Source organism: Synechocystis salina LEGE 00031 (genome assembly GCF_015207985.1).
GTDB classification, from domain to species: Bacteria; Cyanobacteriota; Cyanobacteriia; order Cyanobacteriales; family Microcystaceae; genus Synechocystis; species Synechocystis salina.
This window is the reverse complement of record NZ_JADEVV010000006.1, coordinates 51,502-73,012: the sequence shown is the minus strand read 5'-3', so window position 1 is coordinate 73,012 and position 21,511 is coordinate 51,502. Positions and strand designations below refer to the sequence as shown.

The 21,511-nt window shown below is 50.7% G+C and carries 23 protein-coding genes and 1 pseudogene; 11 read left to right on the top strand and 13 right to left on the bottom strand.

Annotated elements, in window-relative coordinates; translation table 11 throughout:
* Positions 1 to 144 precede the first annotated feature (144 nt).
* From IQ217_RS03305 to IQ217_RS03295, 3 genes are all read left to right on the top strand, one after another.
* The gene (locus tag IQ217_RS03305) at positions 145 to 762 is read left to right on the top strand and encodes a Crp/Fnr family transcriptional regulator (protein WP_194014920.1); all 618 of its coding nucleotides are present in this window, start codon (positions 145 to 147) and stop codon (positions 760 to 762) included.
* A 185-nt stretch (positions 763 to 947) separates the two neighbouring features.
* Entirely contained in the window at positions 948 to 1,253 is a 306-nt protein-coding gene (locus IQ217_RS03300) for a hypothetical protein (protein ID WP_228023967.1), read from the top strand.
* Positions 1,254 to 1,288: 35 nt separating this feature from the next.
* The gene (locus IQ217_RS03295) at positions 1,289 to 2,029 is read left to right on the top strand and encodes a creatininase family protein (RefSeq protein WP_194018907.1); all 741 of its coding nucleotides are present in this window, start codon (positions 1,289 to 1,291) and stop codon (positions 2,027 to 2,029) included.
* A gap of 118 nt (positions 2,030 to 2,147) precedes the next feature.
* Here the strand turns inward: IQ217_RS03295 and IQ217_RS19165 are convergent, their stop codons facing one another.
* Positions 2,148 to 2,270: a hypothetical protein gene (locus tag IQ217_RS19165; protein ID WP_265583610.1), complete on the bottom strand. Its 123-nt coding sequence runs from the start codon at positions 2,268 to 2,270 to the stop codon at positions 2,148 to 2,150.
* Positions 2,271 to 2,305: 35 nt separating this feature from the next.
* Here IQ217_RS19165 and IQ217_RS03290 point away from each other — a divergent pair, with 35 nt between their 5' ends.
* On the top strand, positions 2,306 to 3,391 hold the full coding sequence (locus IQ217_RS03290) for an AI-2E family transporter (protein WP_194018906.1): 1,086 nt from the start codon (positions 2,306 to 2,308) through the stop codon (positions 3,389 to 3,391).
* 82 nt (positions 3,392 to 3,473) lie between these two features.
* Positions 3,474 to 4,559: a tRNA preQ1(34) S-adenosylmethionine ribosyltransferase-isomerase QueA gene (gene queA, locus IQ217_RS03285; protein ID WP_194018905.1), complete on the top strand. Its 1,086-nt coding sequence runs from the start codon at positions 3,474 to 3,476 to the stop codon at positions 4,557 to 4,559.
* A 25-nt stretch (positions 4,560 to 4,584) separates the two neighbouring features.
* On the opposite strand, the pseudogene IQ217_RS03280 reads toward queA, so the two are convergent.
* The 7 genes and pseudogenes from IQ217_RS03280 to purL all read right to left on the bottom strand — a co-directional run.
* Positions 4,585 to 4,653 (bottom strand): annotated as a pseudogene (locus IQ217_RS03280) (transposase); the annotation flags it as partial.
* A gap of 23 nt (positions 4,654 to 4,676) precedes the next feature.
* Complete coding sequence (locus IQ217_RS03275; protein WP_194018904.1) at positions 4,677 to 5,222, bottom strand: adenylate kinase family protein; 546 nt, start codon at positions 5,220 to 5,222, stop codon at positions 4,677 to 4,679.
* Between the two features lie 241 nt (positions 5,223 to 5,463).
* Positions 5,464 to 6,291, bottom strand: a complete 828-nt coding sequence (dapB, locus tag IQ217_RS03270) for a 4-hydroxy-tetrahydrodipicolinate reductase (protein WP_194018903.1) — start codon at positions 6,289 to 6,291, stop codon at positions 5,464 to 5,466.
* Positions 6,292 to 6,380: 89 nt separating this feature from the next.
* A complete protein-coding gene (locus tag IQ217_RS03265) occupies positions 6,381 to 6,713 on the bottom strand; it encodes a thioredoxin family protein (RefSeq protein ID WP_228017028.1) in 333 nt (110 codons plus the stop codon).
* Positions 6,714 to 6,866: 153 nt separating this feature from the next.
* A complete protein-coding gene (locus tag IQ217_RS03260; protein ID WP_194018902.1) occupies positions 6,867 to 7,133 on the bottom strand; it encodes a DUF2442 domain-containing protein in 267 nt (88 codons plus the stop codon).
* Positions 7,093 to 7,209, bottom strand: a complete 117-nt coding sequence (locus IQ217_RS19460; protein ID WP_420826662.1) for a DUF4160 domain-containing protein — start codon at positions 7,207 to 7,209, stop codon at positions 7,093 to 7,095. The genes IQ217_RS03260 and IQ217_RS19460 overlap by 41 nt, the downstream gene beginning before the upstream one ends.
* 145 nt (positions 7,210 to 7,354) lie before the next feature.
* The gene (gene purL / locus IQ217_RS03250; protein ID WP_194018901.1) at positions 7,355 to 9,661 is read right to left on the bottom strand and encodes a phosphoribosylformylglycinamidine synthase subunit PurL; all 2,307 of its coding nucleotides are present in this window, start codon (positions 9,659 to 9,661) and stop codon (positions 7,355 to 7,357) included.
* Positions 9,662 to 9,814: 153 nt separating this feature from the next.
* Between purL and IQ217_RS03245 the strand changes: the two genes are divergently transcribed.
* On the top strand, positions 9,815 to 10,567 hold the full coding sequence (locus tag IQ217_RS03245) for a hypothetical protein (protein WP_194018900.1): 753 nt from the start codon (positions 9,815 to 9,817) through the stop codon (positions 10,565 to 10,567).
* Between the two features lie 5 nt (positions 10,568 to 10,572).
* On the opposite strand, the gene IQ217_RS03240 is transcribed toward IQ217_RS03245, so the two are convergent.
* Both IQ217_RS03240 and IQ217_RS03235 read right to left on the bottom strand, forming a co-directional pair.
* Positions 10,573 to 11,136: an NUDIX hydrolase gene (locus IQ217_RS03240; RefSeq protein WP_194018899.1), complete on the bottom strand. Its 564-nt coding sequence runs from the start codon at positions 11,134 to 11,136 to the stop codon at positions 10,573 to 10,575.
* A 33-nt stretch (positions 11,137 to 11,169) separates the two neighbouring features.
* Complete coding sequence (locus tag IQ217_RS03235; protein ID WP_194018898.1) at positions 11,170 to 12,732, bottom strand: efflux RND transporter periplasmic adaptor subunit; 1,563 nt, start codon at positions 12,730 to 12,732, stop codon at positions 11,170 to 11,172.
* A gap of 270 nt (positions 12,733 to 13,002) precedes the next feature.
* Between IQ217_RS03235 and gmk the strand changes: the two genes are divergently transcribed.
* The 3 genes from gmk (at position 13,003) to IQ217_RS03220 (ending at position 16,301) form a co-directional block, all read left to right on the top strand.
* The gene (gene gmk, locus IQ217_RS03230; RefSeq protein WP_194018897.1) at positions 13,003 to 13,590 is read left to right on the top strand and encodes a guanylate kinase; all 588 of its coding nucleotides are present in this window, start codon (positions 13,003 to 13,005) and stop codon (positions 13,588 to 13,590) included.
* 66 nt (positions 13,591 to 13,656) lie between these two features.
* Entirely contained in the window at positions 13,657 to 14,988 is a 1,332-nt protein-coding gene (locus IQ217_RS03225) for a histidine phosphatase family protein (RefSeq protein WP_194018896.1), read from the top strand.
* Between the two features lie 53 nt (positions 14,989 to 15,041).
* Positions 15,042 to 16,301, top strand: coding sequence for a glycosyltransferase (locus IQ217_RS03220; RefSeq protein ID WP_194018895.1), 1,260 nt, complete (start codon positions 15,042 to 15,044; stop codon positions 16,299 to 16,301).
* A 173-nt stretch (positions 16,302 to 16,474) separates the two neighbouring features.
* Here IQ217_RS03220 and IQ217_RS03215 read toward each other — a convergent pair whose 3' ends face one another.
* The 3 genes from IQ217_RS03215 to IQ217_RS03205 all read right to left on the bottom strand — a co-directional run bounded on the left by IQ217_RS03215 (position 16,475) and on the right by IQ217_RS03205 (position 19,461).
* On the bottom strand, positions 16,475 to 16,849 hold the full coding sequence (locus IQ217_RS03215; RefSeq protein ID WP_190597327.1) for a sulfite exporter TauE/SafE family protein: 375 nt from the start codon (positions 16,847 to 16,849) through the stop codon (positions 16,475 to 16,477).
* Between the two features lie 107 nt (positions 16,850 to 16,956).
* Positions 16,957 to 17,601 (bottom strand): HEAT repeat domain-containing protein, encoded by a 645-nt coding sequence (locus IQ217_RS03210; RefSeq protein ID WP_194018894.1) that lies wholly within the window; start codon positions 17,599 to 17,601, stop codon positions 16,957 to 16,959.
* Positions 17,602 to 17,766: 165 nt separating this feature from the next.
* Positions 17,767 to 19,461 (bottom strand): transglutaminase domain-containing protein, encoded by a 1,695-nt coding sequence (locus IQ217_RS03205; protein ID WP_338116533.1) that lies wholly within the window; start codon positions 19,459 to 19,461, stop codon positions 17,767 to 17,769.
* A gap of 224 nt (positions 19,462 to 19,685) precedes the next feature.
* On the opposite strand from IQ217_RS03205, the gene IQ217_RS03200 reads away from it, so the two are divergent.
* Both IQ217_RS03200 and IQ217_RS03195 read left to right on the top strand, forming a co-directional pair.
* The gene (locus tag IQ217_RS03200) at positions 19,686 to 20,360 is read left to right on the top strand and encodes a hypothetical protein (RefSeq protein WP_228017200.1); all 675 of its coding nucleotides are present in this window, start codon (positions 19,686 to 19,688) and stop codon (positions 20,358 to 20,360) included.
* A 135-nt stretch (positions 20,361 to 20,495) separates the two neighbouring features.
* Complete coding sequence (locus tag IQ217_RS03195) at positions 20,496 to 21,461, top strand: SPFH domain-containing protein (RefSeq protein ID WP_190597318.1); 966 nt, start codon at positions 20,496 to 20,498, stop codon at positions 21,459 to 21,461.
* Positions 21,462 to 21,511 lie beyond the last annotated feature (50 nt).

Genomic DNA, 21,511 nt, shown 5'->3' with positions numbered 1-21,511 from the left:
TGGGAATTGCGGGGAAAGGTTATGCTGACTTTTGGGGGGGTCTAGCCCAATGAAAGTAATGCTTTGGCAGCGCCAACAAGATGCTTGATCAATGGGGACTAAGACCGATCGCCTGGATTGATTTTTGAGGGTTGCTTGAGTTTTATGTTTGTGAACAGTTCCCCAATCGCCGATGGTTTGAATACGTTGGTAGGGTTAGACTCCCAGCCCCTACAGTTCTATGAAAGGGGTGATATTGTGCCGCCCAAAGACCAAGGTTGTTGGCAAATTTATCGGGGGGTTTTACAGGTTAGTCAATGGACCCTGGGGGGCGACGAGGTGCTGATGGGTTGGGCCCAGCCCGGTAGCTTCGTGGGCTTGGATTTCAGTGCCAATCAACGGGAAACTTACCAGATTCGGGCTTTGACGGATGTGTATCTGCGGGGCTATTCCCTCCAGATGATTACCAACAATGCCAAGTTATGTCGCCTGGTGCTGGACCAGACCCTACAACAGGTAAGACAAAGAGAAGCTCTACTGGCGATCGCCGGTTATAAAAGGGTGGATGAACGGTTGCAAGGATTGTTGAATTTGTTGGGCCAGGAGTTGGGGCAACCAACAACCGGGGGTTTGCGTTTATCGGTGCGGCTCACCCATCAAATGTTGGCCAATGCCATTGGCACCACCAGGGTAACGGTCACCCGTCTGCTGGGGGAATTCCAGGCCCAGGGGAAAGTGAGCTTAGATGGCGATCGCCATTTGGTTGTTGCTCTGGAAAACTAAAGTTTAAATTTTATTGGCCAGGGATTTTTTGATAGCCTGAACTCAGTTGTTGCACAGTTGAGGAAATGGCTATGGTCTGGGCAAAATTTAGGTGCCGTTGTCGATGGCTTGGAGTTTGTACGCTGGGAATTGCGGCGCTGGCATTAGCTCCACTGAAGGTCTACAGCGCACCTCCCCTGAACGAGTTGACCCCATTGCCTGCTCCATTTTTACTAGCGGAAATTATCCGGGGTTGTCCCAGGGCCGAAGTGGTGGAAGCCTATGAAACCAAAACCTATCTGGCCTATATCTGTCAAACCTACGACGGACAATTTTTCTACCGGGGTGTGAATAAAAACAACGGCGACCAAATCAATGTAATGGATGTGCTCAGCACCGATGGCGGCACCTACTACGCCACCAATGGGGCTTACACCTATTGGGTAAACCGGCAACAGTTGCGGGTAACAAAGAATGGTAAGACTATTTTCTCCGAACCTGTTTTAAGGTAGATGGAACTAGTTAGCCCATTTTGCCCAAGCCCACCATGCAATTACAACTCTCCACCTGGCCCGAAGTCGAAAGCTATTTACAATCCTCCCCTGGCATCATTTTCCCCATTGGTTCCACCGAACAACACGGCCCTACTGGTCTGATTGGTACCGATGCCATCTGTGCCGAGGCGATCGCCAAGGGGGTAGGGGAAGCCACCGGAGCCATGGTGGGGCCAACCATTAATGTGGGCATGGCTTTGCATCACCTGGCTTTTCCTGGCAGTGTTAGCCTGCGCCCCAGTACTCTGATCCGGGTGATCGTCGATTACGTCAGCAGTTTAGCCCCTGCCGGTTTTAGCCGGTTTTACTTTATCAATGGCCATGGAGGGAATATTGCCACCCTCAAAGCCGCTTTTTCCGAAGCCTATCACCATTTGGGTAGCCTCGGCCATAGCCAAAATGTCCGTTGTCACCTGGGTAATTGGTTCATGGCCAGGGGAGTTTATCAGTTAGCCAAGGAACTCTACGGTGACCAAGAAGGCCACCACGCTACCCCCAGCGAAGTGGCCCTGACCCAATTTGTTTATCCCGAAGCGATTAAAACAGCGCCGCTAAATCCGGAAGTTGCTTCAGGTCATAGTATTTACAGTGCCCAAGATTTCCGAGAGCATTACTCCGACGGCCGCATGGGTTCCAATCCTGCCCTTGCTACCCCCGAACACGGCCAACGGTTTTATGAAGTGGCGGTCAAAGAACTAAGTGAAAGTTATCAACGGTTTTTGGCGGAAAATTAGCCACAATTTCGCCAAGTTTTTCCCATTGGCGAAATTCGTAGAGTGTGTTTCAGACCTTGCATAGTTCCCCCAAGTTGGAAGTGAAACTAGAGAAAAGTCCTCCCCCATTGCCGGAGTTTTATCGATCAATTGAGGGGGCAAACCGGAACTTTGCCAACAGGCCCTTGCCTTGGCGGTGATTAACCAGAGCTTCCATCGGCGATCGCCAGCAGGCCCAGGCTGGGTTAAGGTAGGTGAACATTGCGTTGCCCTGGATTTCCATCCATTCCCTTTGCCATGTTGGAAGAACTGAAACAATCCCCTCCTTGGCTCCGGCTGAGTTTACTATTTCCCCTCTTTTTCCTCAACGGCTGGTTAATCTACAAAGCCATGGGTTTTCTGCAACCCCTCAGTAGTTTATTGGTGGCGGCGGCCCTATTGGCTTTTTTGCTGGATATCCCCGTCAGGATTTTGGTGGAAAAAGGCTTAAAACGTCCCTGGGCCGTAGCCAGTGTGCTCCTCATTGCCCTGATTGTGATCAGTCTTTTCCTCCTGATTGTCATTCCCCTGGCGATCAATCAATTAGGACAACTGCTAGACAACTTGCCCGGTTGGTTCCGTTCCGGCAACGCTCAACTGCTGGTACTACAAGCCTGGGTAAACGAGCATTACGCTAACCTCCAGGTAGACCTCCAACCTCTGATCAGTCAGGTAATTGAAAAGTTGAGCCGCATTCTCAATTCCTTTGGCAATCAACTGTTGGGACTGGTGGGGGTGACTATCAGCACCGGTATTAACGGGTTGATTTTACTAGTGCTGACCATTTTCCTTGTCCTCGGGGGAGAAACAATTTGGGATGGCATTTTTAGCTGGTTTCCCCATCCTTGGCAGAGAGACTTGCAAAACCTGATTCGAGAAACTTTCGAGGGCTATTTTGCCACCCAAGCAATTCTAGCCGGCATTCTCACCGCAGCGCAGATGGTGGTGTTCACCATACTCCAGGCTCCCTATGCCATCCTTTTTGCCATCACCATCGGTTTAAGTACGTTGATTCCTTTTGCCAGTGGTTTAAGCATTATTACCATTAGTCTTTTGCTGATGTTAGAAAACTTTTGGTTGGGGGTAAAAATTCTCTTGGCAGCGGTGATTGTGGGGCAAATTAATGATAATGTTATCTCCCCTCGTTTAATGGGGAACCGCACTGGTTTAAATCCCGCTTGGATTATTGTTTCCTTGTTTTTGGGCAGCAAGTTGGGGGGGATTTTAGGTCTGTTGGTGGCAGTGCCCCTGGCCAGTGTTATTAAGGCCAGTAGCGATCGCCTGCGGGGGCTATCGGAAAAATCCGTGGAAAAATCCGCTGAAGTTTCCGTGAGCTCGACCTAAATTTTTGGATAATTGTTAAAGCTTGTCGGGCTTTATTTTTTTGCTGTCTCTGTCATTTAGATTTTTTACGTTTCGACCATCCATGGACCAGGATAAACACCTTAGTAGTTACGATTACCAACTGCCTCCCCAATGCATTGCCCAAACTCCCGCTGTCCCCAGGGACCACTCCCGCTTGTTAGCGGTGAAAGATCAATTTACGGTGGACCATGGCCATTTCTACGATTTAGGCAATTATTTAAAACCGGGGGATTTATTAGTTCTTAATGACACTAAAGTAATGCCCGCCCGCCTACATGGCCATAAAGAAAATGGCGTGGCAGTGGAAATTTTGCTGCTGACAGAATGTACTGAAAACCAATGGATTGCCCTAGTTAAGCCGGGAAAAAGATTAAAACTGGGAGCAAAAGTTAAATTTCCCTCCCAGCAGGGCGATAAACCCGATCTTTGGGCGACCATTTTGCAACGGGATGAGGCCACCGGGGGTCGGTTATTGGAGTTCGCCTTGGAGCCGGGACAACGACTCTGGGATGTGTTGCCAGACTATGGCGAAATTCCTTTCCCCCCCTATATTGGCGATCGCCAAGCTACGGATGATCAGTACCAAACCATCTATGCCGAAAAATTAGGGGCGGTGGCGGCTCCCACAGCGGGGTTACATTTCACCGAGGATTTGTTGGCAAAATTAGCGCACCAGGGGGTAAAAACAACAAAAGTTACTCTCCATGTGGGCATTGGTACATTCCGCCCAGTGGAAACGGAAAATATCCTTGACCATGTTATGCACCAGGAATGGATTGATGTACCCCCGACGGCGGTGCAAGCTATTGAACAAACTAGGGCAAAGGGGGGCAGAGTTTTTGCGGTGGGCACCACGGTGGTGCGCTGTTTAGAAGGCATGGCCCAGGCAAGTGATTTTCCCGAGCAACCCCTACAACCCTTTCGGGGCCAGACGGATTTGTTTATTTACCCTGGTTACCAATGGCGCTTGGTGGACGGATTAATTACCAACTTCCACTTGCCCAAATCTAGCTTATTAATGTTGGTCAGTGCCCTCATCGGTCGCCCTCGGTTAATGGCCATCTACGAAACGGCGATCGCCAAAGGATATCGTTTTTATTCGTTCGGGGATGCCATGGTAATTTTGCCGGAAGCTTGTCGGTTTTAGGAAAAATTCCACAAAACTAGGGGCAATGTTGGATTTGGCAGATATTTTTGAGTTGGTCATTGACGGTCTCGATAATGGAGCGCTTGCGTAACAAACGAAGACCTTTAAAACAGGCTCTTAAAACTGCGCCAAAATCACCTTTGTTACTTGATCAACCTCAGGGTGTGCATTCACTGTCAGTAATTTTTTTTTCGCATCGTAGTATTCCAACAGGGGAATGGTGTACTCATGGAACCGGCCAATGCGAGTGCTCACAATTTCGGGATGGTCATCAAACAAAGAACGGTTGAGGGAACGCTCCACCATTGTTGCTTCATCAATTTTTAGGTACAGGGCCCAATCCAAGGGTTGTCCTAGATCTTCAAGTAAAAAATCCAGTTCTTCTGCCTGGAAAGCGGTGCGGGGATAACCTTCCAAAATCCAGCCCTGACCCCCATCTTCCTGCACTAATCTCTGTTGAATAAATTCGATCATTATCGGATCTGGCAACAAGTCTCCTTTTTCCACATAGGGTTTGGCCTTGACCCCCAGGGGAGTGGCGCTGGCAATGGCTTCACGCAGAATACCTCCCATGGAAATCACGGGCAAATTAAGCTGTTGGCTGAGGTTATTTGACTGGGTACTTTTCCCTGACCCTGGGCCACCGAGCATAACTAATCGCATAATTTAAAGGTCGAATTGTTAATGGGTTGAAGACTGTTGATGGATGATGGAAGAATAATTTGCTTGACTTTCGATCCTGACCCTGACACTGAAGTTGGGGATTCTCCCTCCAAAATTTGAGTTAATTAACTTGACCTGTTGTCTCTAAATTAGCTCAATTTATTGGGCTTTCAACTTATGCTACAGAGGGTTTCGGTTTCCTGCTTTCATCCTCTGCGGTATGGTGATGCGCCATTGATCCCTAGAGTAGTTTTTCTAAACCGTAAACTAAGCCCTTCAGTTCTACCACTTTACGAATGCCCAAAAGGACCCCCGGCATATAACAAGCTCGGTCAGTGGTGTCGTGGCGGATGGTGTAGAGTTGCCCAGGGGAACCGAATAGGACTTCTTGGTGGGCAATTAGCCCCGGTAAACGAATACTGTGGATGGGAATTTGTCCTGGCCCTAGTCCTCCTTTGGCCCCGGCAATGATTTCCTTTTCTTCCACCGCCGCTGGGTTAAAGGTTTTGCCCATTTCCGCCAACATTTGAGCTGTTTTAATGGCAGTGCCACTGGGGGCATCGGCTTTCTGGTTATGGTGCAATTCAATGATTTCCACATGGTCAAAGTACTGGCAGGCTTGCACGGCGGCCTGTTGCATTAATAGGACCCCGATGGCGAAGTTGGGAGCAATCAAACAGCCTGTACTGGCTTTTTCGGCAAAGTCCCCCAGGTCTTGGATTTGTTGTTCACTCAATCCGGTGGTACCGACTACAGGCCTTACTCCATAGGCGATCGCCGAACGAACATTGTCATAAACGCCACTGGGGTGGGTAAAATCCACCATCACCCCTTGGATTTTTTCCTGGGTGGCCAACACCAACACACTCTGGAGATCAGCTAGGACAGGAACTTCCAATGGCCCAATACCTACGACTTCGCCAATGTCTTGGCCCTGGAGAGCTGGATTGTGGTCCACCGCTCCCACCAACTGGAGATCGGAGGCCTGGGCCACGGCTTTGATCACTTCCCGACCCATTTTTCCCGCCGCACCGTTCACCACTACAGGAATTAAATCTTGATTAGCCATAACTGCCCCAGCCTTGTCCAAAATTGATCACAATGGTTAACCCCTCCATTGTTGGACAAGCGTTAACCCAGGGCAAGCATTGGCCAGCTTTAGGGGGGAAAAATGGAAATGGCAATCTGCTCTCGAATACGGTGGAGGTCTTCCCTGGCACGAAAATCTTCTAAGCGTTGGATAATCTGACCACGGTTGAACAGGATTAGGGTGGGGAGATTTTTCAGGCGGTAGGCGTTGGCCAAATGCAGGTTTACGTCGGCGTTGACCTCCACACAGACGAGTTGTTCTCCCCATTCCCCATGGATGTGATTGAGTAGGGGTTTGACGAAGTGACACAGCCCACACCAGGGAGCCCCAAAGTAAACCAAAATCGGTTTTGGGCATTGAAGAACGAGATTATCAAAGTTGTCTTCGTTAACGGCTAGCATGGGCGTGTTTCTAGCGGACTGGTCCCTTGTTCCCCATGCTACAACCATTTTCGCCCCCAAAGGGAGGACTGATCCCAACTGATCTCCCTTGTTTTACTGGCTCAGACGACGGGCGATCGCCATGAAGTGACTTTCACAAAACCAGGCAGTTATTCAGGCTTCAGTAAAAGCTAATGGGAAACGATCAGGATGCTTGATGATGTCCAATGTCAAATCTATATCTAGGTCAGGCCAATAAAAATGATTGGCAGTGGGCTCAGTGACGTTAAGAATGTGCTTTACTGAGGCGTCTTTAAACCAAGGAAAATCCTCGTAGGACAAAAATAATTCATTATCCCCAAACAGCAACCAAATTCCGTGGCTGGAAATATGGGTAACTTCAACAGTTGAAATGTTTTTGCCAAGCGTTTCTAAGCTCATCTTGTCTGGCCTCAATAATTTTTTCGATGGTTTTCAGTTCCGAACGAGATAATTTGTCGTTTTTTGCCAACTCAATTTCAGGTTCAAGCCAAAACTTTGCTTCTCCCCTTTCGCAATAGATATGGACATGTATTCTAGTTTCTTAACGAGAAAAGAAGAAAAAACGATAACCCTCCTCTTTAAAAACCGTTGGACTCATGGAGTTTTTTCATTGTTGACATTTAAAACTGTAACCGTCGGCTGATCGCCGTTTGCCAAGGTTCTGTCAGAGCGGAAACTGGTAAATCAATCAGAGGGTTATTTTGGCCATCTAAAAGAGTTAGATTGCCCTGTTCACTACCCACCGCTCCCAATAATTGCCAGGGGAAGGATTGACTAGTTAAATAGGCTTCCCAGACAGGCTGATGTTCCGGTGTCACTGCCACCACAATGCGACTGGCGGATTCGCCAAACAACAAGGTATCTAGTCTACGATCACCGTTGGATAGATTAATTTTCGCTCCTAACTGAGCGGCGATCGCCATTTCCGCTAAGGCCACCGATAAACCCCCTTCCGCACAATCGTGGGCCGCATTCACCCATCCTTGGGCAATGCCGTAGCGGCAGGCCTGTTGCACAACTTTTTCTAGATCAAAATCCACTTGGGGCGGCTGACCAGCAACGGTGTGATGAACAACAGCTAAGTATTCTGATCCCCCGAGGGTATTGCCATCATTACTACCTAACAGGTAAATGCTATCCCCTGGATTGCGCCAACCTTGGCCCACAACTTGATTGATATTTTCCACCCGTCCCACCATGCCAATGACCGGCGTAGGATAAATGGGTTGGGGTTTGCCGTTAGAATCCAACGTTTCGTTATAGAGGCTGACATTACCCCCGGTTACCGGAGTGTTCAACTGCCGACAGCCCTCCGCAATGCCTTCACAAGCTAAGGCTAGTTGCCAATAGCCCACCGGATTTTCGGGGCTACCAAAGTTTAAATTATCTGTCACTGCCAGGGGTTCTGCTCCCACACAACTGAGATTGCGGGCTGCCTCTGCCACCGCCGCCTTTGCTCCTTCAAGGGGATTGAGATAAACGTAACGGGCATTACAATCCGTAGTGGCCGCCACCCCAATCACACATTCCTCCGGTTTAGCATCCAGGGGCCGCACCCGCACCACCGCCGCATCGGCCCCACCAGGCACTATGACCGTATTGTTTTGGACCTGATGGTCGTATTGACGGTACACCCAATGCTTGGAAGCAATGGTGGGACTATCCAATAGGGTGAGTAAAATCTGGTTCCAACTATGATTTTGGTTGGCAATGGCAATCCCGGCGATCGCCACTGGAGGTAAATCATTTTCCTGCCACTGCCAAGCTTGTTGGGCATAGTCCGGGGCCTGGTCTAGCAACTGACGATGGTAAATGGGAGTGTTATCGGCCAAGGCTGTAGCAGGAATTTCCGCCGCAATTTCCCCCTGGAAAAAGATCCGCACAATGGAGTCAGCAATTACTTGCCCGGCCACCACTGCCTGCAAACCCCAACGATGGAAAATATCAATTAATTCTTGCTCCCTTCCCGGTTGGGCCACAAATAACATCCGCTCCTGGGATTCAGATAGGAGATATTCGTAGGGCACCATGCCCGTTTCCCGCACTGGAATTTTGTCCAAATCCAGCTCGATGCCTACCCCTCCCTTGGCCGCCATTTCCGCCGTAGAACAGGTAATACCAGCCGCCCCCATGTCCTGGGCCGCCACCACTGCTCCACTTTTAAAGGCTTCCAAACAAGCTTCAATCAAGGATTTTTCCAAAAATGGATCCCCCACCTGCACCGCCGGGCGATCGTCCATGGACTGATCCGTTAATTCAGCACTGGCAAAACTGGCTCCCCCCATGCCATCCCGCCCCGTGGTGGAACCCACATATAAAACCGGATTGCCCACCCCAGAAGCCCCGGCTTTGACAATTTCTTCCGTTTCCATCAAGCCCAAGGCCATGGCGTTGACTAAGGGATTACCGGAATAGGCTGGATCAAAATAGATTTCTCCCCCTACGGTGGGTACTCCAACTGCATTTCCGTAATGACTGATCCCATCCACTACCCCGGTGAAAATGCGTCGATTTCTGGCATCGTCCAAATTACCAAACCGTAGGGAATTTAAAATGGCGATCGGCCGGGCTCCCATGGTGAAAATGTCCCGCAGAATGCCCCCCACCCCGGTGGCTGCTCCCTGGAATGGTTCCACTGCAGAGGGATGGTTATGGGATTCGATTTTAAAAGCCAGTTGCAAGCCATCCCCCAGATCCACGACGCCGGCATTTTCCCCAGGGCCTACTAAAATCCGTTCCCCTTCGGTAGGAAAATTACTCAATAGGGGCCGGGAATTTTTATAACAACAATGTTCTGACCACATGACACCGAACATGCCAAGCTCAGCTTTGTTAGGATGGCGACCCAGCCGTTGCACAATATCCAGGTACTCCTCTGGTTTTATACCTTCGGCGGCGATTTCGGTAGGGGTAAAGGGGGCGGTCATGGCAAGGAGGGTAAAAGGGTCAGGGATTCCAGGCTCATTTTATCTGACATTGCCCAAAAACAATCCGCTTAGATAGTTCAAGGTAGAATGTGCCTAGTGTCCATCGGGCGTCAAATCAACCCTCCAACTTTTAAACACTGACTCTGATCATCCATGGCCGATTCTGCGCTACAACCCCGTCAGCATCCCATTTCCCCCCCCAGTCACCCCAAACAATTCCGGGCGATCGGGGTGGTATATGGGCGCTACTATGCCAGCGAGGAATCCAGTCAACGGGGGATATTGGTGACGGAAACCGGGGACATTGTGGAGTCGGTGTTATTGGGAAAAACTTTTAGTCTGTTTAAACGCCATGTCAACTTAGAAGATCCCCATTTTTGGGTGGTTTATCCCCGACTACGGGATAAGGATGATCATCTCCATTTTCAGTTGGCAGGCTTATGGGAACCAGAAAATCTTGGCCCTGGTCTGACCTCAGCCTCTGACCCTGCGTCGAACAGTTTACCTAGTCCCAAAGTAGATCACCCCTATTTTTCCATTCGGGGAGAAGTAGTATTTGTATCCCAGGCGAGGGAAAACATTGTGATGAAAATTCGCCAATCCCCCAAGTCCCCCAGCAAACGGCCCTTGTTTTTTAAGGTAAAAATTAGCGGAATTTTAAAGGATGGGGAAGGGGAAATTTGTCGTCGTCCCCTCCGGCGTTTTTGGGATATGGAAGCAACTCTCCAGGGCAATGAACTAGTTTTGGAAAAAGCCACTGACCTGGGGCAGATGCAACGACGGCCAAGCTCAGGCAAACCCACTGGGAAGTCAACGCCTAAACCCAAAACCAGTACACCCAAGCCGGTTAAAAAATCCGCCACCACTCCGCCCAAGTCTTCCCCGGCCAAACGTCGTTTATTTTAGTTTTTTCAAAGCAAATGGCGCATCCAGAAATAACTAGCAATGGATTTAGCGTCAACCATTTCCCCTTTGGCGATCGCCGTTTCAAACTGGTCAAATGTCATTAACACCACTTCAATGTCTTCATCTTCGTCTTGGGCCGGTGGATTGGGTAACTTTTCGAGATCGGTAGCGAGATAGGCATAGATAATTTCGTCGGAGTAGCCCGGAGCGAGGGGAAATTGACCAATGGTCTGCCAGGCATGGCCCCGGTAACCCGCTTCTTCTTCCAATTCCCGTCTAATAGTTTCTGCTGGATTTTCCCCCACTTCTACGGTGCCCGCCGGAAATTCCAACAGCCGCGCCGCCAAAGCGAAACGATATTGCCGCACTAGCACCAACTGACCTTCGTTGGTAATGGGCACCACTAGGGCCCCCCCTGGGTGTTGGATTAATTCCCAGTCCCCTACCACGCCGTTGGGTAACTGCCTCCGACTGACATCAAAGTTAAATTTGCGTCCTCGGTAAAAGAGTTTTTGCTGGAGTACCGGGGCAATTTCCAAAGAACGGGGGGATGAATCTGGGGCAATCATACTAAGCAAAAAAGATGGGTCTTAACGATGGGTCTAGGGAATTGGATTGGACGGCTCTTCTGCTGGTGCTGGCTGGATGGGGGCTCCATCCTGTACCCTCAATAGCCCCGCTGTAATTACCTTATCCCCCGGTTCTAAACCGGACAGAACTTGGTAATCACTACCTTGGATACTGCCCAGGTTAACGGCTTTTTGTTGAGCCACTAAACCTGGTTCCCCGGTTTGCTCGTTTTCTTTTTCTTGGACTACGTAAACAAAACTTTCCCCGCCAATGCGGGTGATGGCCACGGTGGGCACCACTAGCCCCGTGTCTTGCTCCCAAATGATGCGGGCCTGCACTAACTGATTGTTGAGCAGTTTTTGGTCTTGGTTGCTGAAGGTGGCCCTGGCTAATACACTCTGGCCATCATTGTCCACATCGGGGGAGACAAAACTAATTTGCCCCCTGGCGATCGCCGTTTCTTGGCCATCAAGGATTTCCACGGTCAGGCCGGGGCGTAACCGGGGTGCTTGGGCAAGGGGTACGGCTAAATTCAGATCTAATTGCTGATTTTCGGTCAAATGAGTCAAATCATCATTGGCCTGGACGTAATCCCCCAATTTCACTGGAATGTACCCCACTATCCCCGCAAAGGGGGCGGTAATTTCCGACTTACCTAGGCGGGCTTGCAAGGTTTTGACGCTGGCCAGGGCTTGCCCCACCCGGGCCCGAGCTTGGGCAATGCTTTCGGGCCTTTCCCCCGCCCTTAAACGGTTTAAATTTTGTCGTTGGGCATCCACTTCCGCCGTTAACCTTTCCACATCGGAGCTGCGGGCTTGTTTAAGCTGTTGTAACCGCCGTTGGGCCGCTTCCACATCGGCGATCGCCTGCCGTTCTTCCTTCAACTGTTGATCATAGGCATCGAGGGAAATCACCCCTTGGTCCCGCAGATTACGAAACCGGCGCACCCGCTCACTGGCCAATTCCGCCCCCGCCTTGGTGGAATCTAACTGGGCTTGGGCCTGGGCAATTTCTTCCGGGCTAGATCCTCCCTTAGCATTGGCTAAACGGGTTTGAGCTTGACGTAACTGGGCCTCCGCCGCCGCAACATCTTCCTGACGACTGCCCGCCTCCAACTCAGCCAATTGGGCCCTTTCCGCCGCTAAATTAGCCTGGGCTTCCAATAACTCGGTTTGGAGGACATCGTTATCAATGCGAAACAAAACCTGCCCCTGTTGTACCCGTTGCCCTTCCCTGACTAAAATTTCTTGGACCCGCCCATCAATTTCTGAATCAATTTCCATGCCCTTGGGCGCTTCCAACGTTCCCATCAACGTGGTGAAATCCCTAACTTCAGTGGGTTCTAACACCTGCCACTTCACAGGGGCTGGCGGCATTTGACCCATCATGGCTCCTCCGGGAGGGCCACCGGAACGGGACTGAAACCACCAATAACCTCCGCCCCCCAGCAAAATTAAGGCCCCCACCACTAGCCAGAGTCGTTTGCCTGGTTTGGAAGCCTGGGGAATGGGCTGAAAGGACAAATTTTGTTTACCAATGCTTTGTTCCTTTTCCGATTCCGGATGAGTTTCGTGCAGTACGGGGGGCTCAGTCATGGGTAAGGGGGGACTAAATGGGCTAATCTTTAAGAAAAGTTTACACGGACGCAAAACCCCAGGGTAGCGGATCTTTCCCCCAGGGCGCTTCGTTCTTAGGGAGTATTTGGGGATTTTAAGGTTGTTCCTACTAAAAAGCCCCGGTCAACCAGAGGTTGCTTAACCTTGGTCTCCTTTGTTGCTATCTAGCCTTAGTTTTTGCTTCCCTATCCCTGTCCCAGGTTTATCAGAATTATTCACCTTATTTTAATTAAGTAGTTGTTAAGCTCCATGGCCCCAGACCAAACCTCAGCAAAAGGACAATTGATTGTGCTAACGGGCCCGAGTGGTGTAGGTAAGGGGACGTTGGTGCAACTACTGCTGGAGCGACACCCCCATTGGTTTTTGTCCATTTCCGCCACCACCCGATCGCCAAGGGCTGGGGAGGAAGACGGGCAGTCCTACTATTTTTTAAGCAAGGAAGAGTTTCAAACCTGGATTGGGGAGGAAAAACTACTGGAATGGGCTGAATATGCAGGCAACTATTACGGCACCCCCAGGCAACCGGTGGAAGCCCAGATCGCCCAGGGTAAAACTGTGTTGCTGGAAATCGAAGTGCTGGGAGCCCGACAAATTAAACAAACTTTTCCCTCCGCCCGACGGATTTTTATTTTGCCCCCCTCCGTGGAGGTGCTGGAGGAAAGGTTACGAGGCCGGGGTTCCGACAGTGAAACGGCGATCGCCAAGCGTTTAGCCCAGGCCCAGCAGGAATTGCAGGCAGCGGCGGAATTTGACCACCAACTGGTGAATGATGACTTGGACCGGGCATTGCATTGCTTAATTGATCTAATTGAGGAAGGGAACCAGCCCCAGGATTAAAATACGGCCAGTGCCACCCCAACCCTGTAAAATTGGTCTGATTTTATCGTTCAGGAGGCAGGGGGATTGGCTACTCGGGTCATCATTGTTCGCCACGGGCAGAGCACCTATAACGCAGAAAAACGCATTCAAGGTCGCAGTGATCTATCAGTGCTCACCGACAAGGGTAAGGCCGATGCCCAAAAAGTAGGGCAAACCCTAGGCTCCCTGGCGATCGACAAAATCTATTGCAGTCCCCTGCGCCGGGCCAAGGAAACCGCCCAGATCATCCAAGCCAGCTTTGCCCAACCCCCGGCATTGGTCCCCAGCGAAAATTTATTGGAGGTCAACCTGCCCCTCTGGGAAAAAATGACTAAGGAGGATGTGGCCAATCAATATCCGGTGGAATACTGTCTTTGGCATGAAGCTCCAGATCAGCTCGCCATGACAGTGGACGGGGCCGAGTATTACCCCGTTGCCGCCCTCTACGCCCAGGCTCAAAGGTTTTGGCAGGATGTGTTAGCCGATGCGGCCGGGCAAACCTTGCTGATTGTGGCCCACAATGGCATTAACCGTTGCCTGTTAATGAGTGCCATTGGCATGCCGGCTTCCCATTATCAGCGCCTACAACAGTCCAACTGCAACATTAACGTGTTGAACTTTAGCGGTGGCTGGGGCGATCCAGTGCAACTAGAGTCCCTCAACCAAACGGCCCATATGGGAGTCCCCCTCCCCCCTCCCCGTAAGGAGAATAATCGCCTGCGGTTACTGCTCATTCGCCATGGGGAAACCCAATGGAATCGGGAAGGACGTTTCCAAGGCATTCGGGATATTCCCTTGAACGAAAATGGTAAAAACCAAGCTCAAAAGGCGGCAGAGTTTCTCAAGAATATACCGATCAACCTAGGTATCAGCAGTCCCATGGCTCGGCCCAAGGAAACGGCGGAGATTATTCTGCAATATCATCCCGCTGTCACCCTGGATTTACAACCGGAATTGACAGAAATTTGCCACGGGTTATGGGAAGGGAAACTAGAAACAGAAATTGAAGCGGAATACCCTGGTTTACTGCAACAGTGGAAGGATGCCCCCGCCACGGTGCAAATGCCAGAAGGGGAAAATTTACAACAAGTTTGGGACCGGGCGATCGCCTGTTGGCAGGAACGGGTCAAATTCTATAGCCAGGGGGATGGCTCCACGGTGGGAATTGTGGTGGCCCACGATGCTATTAACAAGGTGATTTTGGCCTATTTATTGGGGTTATCCCCAGCCCATTTTTGGCAGATTAAACAGGGCAATGGCGGGGTGAGCGTCATTGATTATCCCCAGGGTTTGGATAAACCCCCGGTTATTCAAGCCATTAACTTAATGGGCCATTTGGGGACAGTGTTGGATCAGACCGCCGCCGGGGCCCTATAGACCTGTTGAACGGGCAGGTGATGCTCCCATTAGTTCCCTAACTACTTTTTGCCATGACTCACTTCGGCCTACTCTGTCCAGCAACAACGGGGCACCTCAACACCATGTTGCCCTTAGGCAAGGAGTTGCAACAGCGGGGTCACACCGTGACCATGTTTGGGGTGTTGGATGCCCAGGCTAAAACCCTAGCGGCCGGTCTGGATTTTCAGGCGATCGCCGTAGAGGAATTTCCCTTGGGTGCCCAAATAGAGTTTATGGCCCGGTTGGGGAAACTCAGTGGGCTGAAGGCGTTGCAATGCACTGTGGCCATGATCACAAAAAAAACAGAAGCCTTTTTTAAGGAAGCCCCTGGGGTGATAACCAAGGCTGGTGTGGAAGTTCTATTGGTCGATCAAGTTTCCCAGGAAGGGGGCACCATTGCCGATCACCTTGGTATTCCTTTTGTCACAATCTGTAGTGCTGTGGTGCTTAATCGTGAGCCCACTATCCCCCCCTGTGCCACCCCTTGGCCATACGCTCCTAATTGGTTGGGGCAACTGCGGAATCGCCTTGGCTATGCACTTTTAGAACGGGCTACCAAACCAATTACGGAATTGATTAATGATTATCGTCATCGCTGGAATTTACCCCGCCAATTCAGTCCCAATGATCGTTATTCCCCATTAGCGCAAATTAGTCAGCAACCGGCAGCATTTGAATTTCCTCGACAATGCTTACCAGCCCATTTCCATTTCACTGGCCCATTTCACAGCGCGGTGGGGCGAGATGTGCCCGATTTTCCCTGGGATAAACTCAATGGTAAACCCCTAATTTATGCCTCCCTGGGTACGATTCAAAATCAGTTAGTGGGCACCTTTAAAACCATTGCCGAAGCCTGCGTAGGCCTAGATGCCCAATTGGCTATTTCTCTGGGGGGAGCTGATTTGGAATCTATGCCGGTACTACCTGGTAATCCCCTTGTTGTTAATTACGCCCCCCAACTGGAACTTTTGCAAAGAACAGCTCTTACCATTACCCATGCCGGCCTCAACACCACATTGGAATGCCTCAATAACGCAGTGCCCATGGTGGCCATTCCCATTGCCAATGACCAACCAGCCGTGGCGGCCCGCATTGCCTGGGCTGGAGTGGGGGAATTTATTCCCTTAAGTAAATTGAATGTGAACAATCTGCGGACGGCCCTTGAAAAAGTTCTCACAGAAGATTCCTACAAAAGAAAGGCTCTCCAGCTTCAACAAGCAATTAAAACTGCTGGAGGTGTTACCAAGGCGGCGGATATTATCGAACAGGTAACAGCGGGGGTGATTCGCTAAATTTCAACAATTCTAGCAGTGGAAAATCTTGTTCCTTGGTGGTGAAATAGTCGGGCAAGCGGTAGAAAAAAAGAGGAAAGTTCGTGGGTACGATGACGACGGACGATTTGGTATGGGCGGAGGTTAAGGAAAACCATTTGAACTTCCCCCAGGGGAGGTCATGCCCATCCAAACTATTTGCCCCAAATCATTTTGAGGGCAATAACCAACATCGCTCCGCCAAAAATACGCCCCAGCAGTTCATTGGAAATGTTGGTGGCGACCCTGGCGCCAAACAGACTACCAAGGACAAATCCCAGGCAAATTAGCACGGCTACTTTGATGTCCACGTCCCCCTTTTGGTAGTAGGTCCAGGCCGCCGCCAGACCGATGGGGGGCACCATGAGGGCGAGGGTCGTGCCTTGGGCTAAATGTTGGGTAAAACCAAAACCAAACACTAGCACTGGTACAATAACCAACCCGCCGCCGATGCCAATGAGGCCGCTGGCAAAGCCGGCCATTAAACCTAGGGCAATAAAACTGACAATGGTGAAAGTGTTGATGGCCATCTTTGCTGGGTAAATTAATTTGGAAATTTTTTGTTCCAGTGTATGGCCAATCTGGGTCTAGGTTTTGACAATCCCTGCAGTGGAAGCTTAAATCTGCTCCACAGGGTTTACATCGGGCTGATATTTTCCAGGGCCAAAAGAATGCGTTCCCCCACGATCGCCTCTGGTTCCTTTTTCAGTAGAGCTTGGAGAAATGTCGTGAGGGGTTGGCGATAATGGACAGCCTGGGTAGTTAAATTTTCCAAACCGGCGATCGCCCCGTAGCGCACCACCCATTCTGGATCTTCACAAACTTGGACCAGGGTGTCGTAAATAGCTTTTTGTACTGTCTCTTGTTCTTCCTGGGGTAGGGATTGCCAGCGGAGAAAACCTAGTCCCTTGGCCGCCGCCCGCCGCACACTAAGGGCAAAATCCGTCAGGGCCGCTTCCTGCAACAAAGCCAACGCTCTCGGATCACCAATGCCTGCACAGGCTCTGGTGGCCCAGGCCCTAGCGCCATAATTGTAGCCATCCATATTGGCCATCAAGTGGGCCATGGCCGCGTCCCCGATTTGGATCAGCCCATCCACCGCCGCCACCGCTGCCCCTGGATTGTTGTAACGCAACACTGTGGTCAATTGGGGTACTGCCAACGGCGATCGGGTGGCCGCCAGGGCTCGCACTGCCCCCACTAACTTGGCCGCCGAGTCTGCGGTTTCCACTGCTTGGATTAATTGTTCAATTTCCGGAGTTATGACGCTATTATCCTCCATGGTTTAGCCCCTGAAGCCTACGCTACCTATGCTACTGACAGTGAATCACCATAACATTGCTTCGGCCCTAACATCTCTGTAAATACCAGGCATTAAAGAGCGGGGGAATATTCCCAGCACTACCTCGTAGACAGGGGAGGAAGTTTCCCTCTTACCAAAGTTAAATTAATCAGCCAAATGCACCGCCGGGTCTAGTTCCTCCAGGATGGTGAATTGCACATGGTTAATGGCCAGTTCGCCAATGGAAACCACCTGTTTATTGACGGGAATACCCTGACTCAGTAGCTGCTCAAAGGGCACATCCTTGGCGGTTTCAGCGTGGTACCAAGCCAGACCCATAAAGAAACGGGTGGGGTACGGGCCACCATCATTGGTGTCGTCGGGATTAGATTCCATAGGCAACCAACCGATGCCGGGCAGATAAAATTCAAACCAAACATGGTTGAAGTCCGGTTCCATGGGCAAATTACGCTGGAGGGGATGGGGGGGGCATTTATAGCGGCCAGCGGTGCGACAGGCAATGCCATTCAACCGGGCCAGGGCTAACAAAACCCCCACGTATTCCCCGCAGGACCCCACCCCCCGCCGTAGGGCTAAGTCGGGAGTATCAATGTGGGGTTTAATGCCATAGGAAAGGCGATCGTAGACGTAGTTCCGGATATTGAACATCTTACGGAGGCTGTTGGTTTCCCGACCGATCGCCTCGGCCGCGGCCCGGATAATAATATCGGTTTCCATGCTGAGGTTATCGTTATCCACTAAATAACGGTCAGCAAAGCCTTCAGGTAAGGCGGGAAGATGCTCGCAATCACTGGGTTTCAGGCGATATTTAATGCCCCATACTTCCATTTCCACCCGCCAACCAAACACGGCCCGACTATCTAAATCAAGCTGGTCAAACTCGAACACAGCCACTTTTTGCCCGTTGACATCATCAATACGGCTAAAGGGTAAACCCACCGATTCAATTTTGCGAATTCTTTGTCGGGGGGTGGCCGCCGGCAGGGCCATGCGCCATTCCACCTGTTTTAAATCAACGGGGTCCAGGGGGGCTAGTTCCTCAACGTAGCGCATCTCCACCAAGTACCCGTTGGAAAAGGTACAACGCTTGTGGGTATCGTTGTAGAAATAGAGGGGATGGATGAAGGTGGTTTCCCGATACATCAACTCGTGGTTGGGATCGGCGTTGGGGTTATCCCGGACGTAGGGTTCCTGTTGCACATAGGCCACATAGAGGGTTGCTTTTTCCCCAGCTTGATCGTTGTAAAAAGCCAGGCCAGTGGGGCTTTCAAAGGGGGTAATCAGGCTAAAATTAATTTCCCCGGTGGCCCGATCGAGGCAATAAACACTTTGTTCGGCACTGTCACATACCCACAGTTCTTCCCCCCGCACGGTAATGTTTTCCACGCCGATGCCGGGACTGTAAAAAGTGGCCACTAGCTTGCGGGTGTCCCTGCCATACACCAAAATGTGGCCCCGCTTATGGCAGGTAATGTACACAGTGCTGCCCCAGATGGCTACCCCATTGACTGGGTCGTCAAACCAGGCAAATACCTCCGGCTTCAGGTCTTCCCCTTCCAGATTACAGGTGTAAACATACTGTCCTGAGCTAAACCATAGCTGCCCGTCGGCGATCGCCAGGCCGGTGGCCCCGATAAATTCTTGCCAGTACTGACCGTTGAGTAACTTGGTGTTGTTGGTGTAGGGATCGATTTCCAACAGGTAACCATTTTTGCTGTCCACAGCCAACAGACGATCTCCGTCGAAGACAATGCCATGGATGGAAACGGCGGCCACGGGACGAATGGTTTTTCCCACAAAGGTAGATGAATCGGGCACAGAATCGACAACCATAGACACTAGATGGCAGGACAGTTTAGGCAATTCTACAGCTTAACAAAGGCCCAGGTGGGGCAGATGCTCACCACGAACGTTCCCCTGCTACTGTTCCCAGGGGTCGTGCTACCATGCCTTTAGAACGGAAAAGAGGGCAACAAAAACCACTGCGAAACTGTCCTTTTGCCCTAGGAAAGTGCTTCTGTCTGGGCACAATGTTCAGAGAAATTTCCCAAAGGATTGAGACAATGGCTAATAGGATTGGTTCAATAAGTTTAGGTTTACTCACTGCCCTGGTGGGAGGGGAGGCCCTGGGGTCCCTGGTAATGGCAACCCCTTTAAGGCCCCCCCTGGCGATCGCCCAGAATAGCTCTGCCCCTTTGACGGTGGATGTGTTGAAAAACCTGAGCTATAGCATTCCCGACCAGGGCATATACCCCCTCAACAACGGTGTGTTTACCGGCGGAACCTTTAACCTCAATTTGATTAAGCCCATTGCCCTTGGGGACGTGGACCAAGACGGCGACCAGGATGCGGCGGTGATTTTACGCTGGGGCAGTGCGGTGGGCCCAGAAGAACTGATTTACCTCGCAGTGGTGACCGATGGGCTCAATGGACCGATCGCCAACCCCAACACCTATTTCCTCGGCGATCGAGTGCGGGTACAAAGTTTAGTTATTAAAAATGGGCAAATCCGCCTCAATATGTTGAAGCACCAGCAGGGAGACCCCCAATGTTGTCCTAGTGCCCTGGTTTCTGAAGCGTACCAGTTGAATACTGGCGGGGGAACCCTGGAGCCCATCACCCTCAACGAACAGCAACGACAGGAAATTCATATTCAGGATCTACCCAGTCAGTCCCTACCAGGGGACCAGGACGAACCTTTCCAACCCCCTGAGGATCAGTTTCAAATTCAACTCTAGCCTTGCCATAACACCCTCCGGCCAATGGCTAGACCCATAGAACAAGTTTTCTATCCTTTCGTCTTTTTTCACTGATTGATTGTTGATTTTACTGACATTGTCCCCAACTTTCCCCAGTCACAGCGGAGCTAAACCATGGAAGCCTTTTTTCTCTTCTTTCTCGTCTTCTTCGGATCGGCGATCGGTACTTCGGTCAAAATTGTTAATGAAAAAAATGAATTTCTAGTGGAACGGCTGGGAAGTTACAACAAAAAACTTACCCCAGGGCTGAATTTTACGGTTCCTATTTTGGATCGGGTCGTTTTTAAGCAAACCACCAGGGAAAAGGTCATCGACATTCCCCCCCAGTCCTGTATTACCAAAGACAACGTGGCCATTACCGCCGATGCTGTGGTCTATTGGCGCATTATCGATATGGAGAAAGCCTATTACAAGGTGGAAAATTTACAGTCCGCCATGGTGAACTTGGTGTTGACCCAAATCCGCTCTGAAATTGGCAAGCTTGAGTTGGATCAAACCTTCACTGCCCGGACGGAAATTAATGAATTACTACTGCGGGAACTGGATATTTCCACTGACCCTTGGGGGGTAAAAGTTACTAGGGTGGAATTACGGGACATTATGCCTTCTAAAGCAGTGTTGGATTCCATGGAACTGCAAATGACCGCAGAGAGAAAAAAACGGGCGGCTATTCTCACTTCCGAAGGTCAACGGGATTCCGCCATCAACTCAGCCCAGGGGGATGCCCAAGCTCGGGTGTTAGAAGCGGAGGCTAAGAAAAAAGCGGCTATCCTCAATGCAGAAGCGGAACAACAGAAAAAAGTGTTGGAAGCTAAGGCTACAGCGGAGGCCCTCAGTATCCTTACGGAAAAATTGAGTTCCGATAACCATGCCAGGGAAGCTCTGCAATTTCTTCTGGCCCAGCAATACCTCAACATGGGTACGGCGATCGGCAGTAGTGACAGCAGCAAGGTAATGTTCCTCGACCCCCGTAACATTCTTTCCACCTTGGAAGGAGTGCGGTCCATTGTGGGGGATGGTGCCCTGGATGAAGGATTAGAGGCGGCCTTGGATAAGGTGGATCGTCATCGGGCTGGGTAGGCAACTGGCCTGGAGAGCCGGGGTTTCTTGCTAAAGGCTACCATTTCAGG